General features: G+C 43.6%; 2 protein-coding genes. Both read left to right on the top strand.

The genetic code is table 11. From position 1 onward, the window contains the following. A partial coding sequence (gene ccsA / locus A3766_RS29335) for a cytochrome c biogenesis protein CcsA (RefSeq protein WP_197479806.1) occupies window positions 1-229 on the top strand: 229 nt, incomplete at its 5' end. Between the two features lie 32 nt (window positions 230-261). Further along, on the top strand, window positions 262-1225 hold a 964-nt coding region (locus A3766_RS27860), incomplete at its 3' end, for an HlyC/CorC family transporter (RefSeq protein WP_068643409.1).

Below are 1225 nucleotides of genomic sequence, written 5' to 3'. Positions count from 1 at the left end.
TGCCATTCTCGCCGGTTTCATTTTTGTCGATGACCTATTCGCTCAACACTTGGCACACAAAACCGTTTTATCAATTCTTGCTCTGCTCACATTCTCTGCACTACTCGCAGGCAGAAAAATTTATGGCTGGAGAGGAATCACAGCCAGCAAATGGACACTTTGGGGCTTTAGCCTTCTAATGCTAGGTTTTTTCGGTAGCAAGCTAGTTCTTGAAACAATAAGCAAATAACCCGACAACCTTCATATAAACGGTAAACAACATTGAACGACGCCTCTATACCTTCTCTATTACTATTTCTGCTTTTTCTAATCATTTTATCTGGTTTTTTCTCTAGCTCAGAAACTGGCATGCTGTCGCTCAATCGCTACAGACTTAAACACCTAAAGAAAAATGGCCATAAAGGCGCGGAGAAAGCCAGCAATCTACTAGATCGAACCGATCAATTAATTAGCGTCATCCTAATTGGAAACAACTTTGTAAACATACTAGCCTCGTCAATAGCAACGGTCATTGCCATTCGACTATGGGGTGACGCAGGCATCGCAATTGCAACCGCAATCTTGACGCTAGTTATACTAATTTTTGCTGAGATAACACCTAAAACCATTGCAGCCTACCACCCGGAAAAGGTTGCCTTTCCCGCCGCACACATACTAAAACCTCTACTAAAGCTACTCTACCCAGCTGTCTGGTCAGTTAACCTTGTTACTAACTTCCTATTAACAAAACTCGGCTTTAGTACAAACGGAGAAGAAGAAAACCACCTAAGCCGAGAAGAACTGAGAACACTTGTTAATGAATCTAGCACCTTGATCCCACGCAAACACCAGGAAATGCTACTGGGGATTCTAGACCTAGAGAAAGTCACCGTTAACGACATCATGATTCCCAGAAACGAGATTGTTGGCATCGATATAGACGATGACCTGGATGATATTTTTCAGCAACTAAAAACCACCCAACACACACGCCTCCCCGTATACAAGGGCGATATAAACAACATCATTGGCATCCTACACCTTCGCAGCATGACTCGCGTACTTTCAAATGACGAACCGAACAAAGCCATGCTACTTCAAGCTTGCAGAGAACCTTACTTCACTCCTGAGAGTACTACACTCAACACCCAGCTAATACACTTCCAGCGGGAGAAACGTCGAATTGCCATTGTAGTTGATGAGTATGGCGACGCTCTCGGCATTGCCACAATGGAAGATATTCTGG

This window comes from Oleiphilus sp. HI0132, assembly GCF_001635845.1.
Note: the sequence above shows the minus strand (reverse complement) of the source record. Positions and strands in the feature narration are given on the sequence as shown.